Origin of the sequence: Neobacillus drentensis, assembly GCF_036962765.1 — a bacterium.
Lineage (GTDB): Bacteria > Bacillota > Bacilli > Bacillales > Cytobacillaceae > Neobacillus > Neobacillus drentensis_C.
Window position 1 is genome coordinate 1 of sequence record NZ_JBALOS010000088.1, and the last position, 284, is coordinate 284.

Here is a 284-nt window from a genome sequence, read left to right on the forward strand (position 1 = left end):
TTATTAAGCTTTTAAAGGTTTTAAAAAATTGTAGAATTAGGGAAATATACATTTCCCTTTTTCGACTTTTTTATATTTTTTAGATAATTCATCTATTTGGTACCTGAAATTCACGCTTGAGTAGTGGGGGATTTTTTATTTATTTGTTTATTTTATCCATAAAAATAGCAGGCAACCAAAAGTTAATGGTCGCCTGCTTTCAATTTTAAATTCCATTCATCACAAGAAATTTCAAAAAACACCGTCCACCTGTGGTGGACAAATTGAGAAAAGTGTCTTTTTAT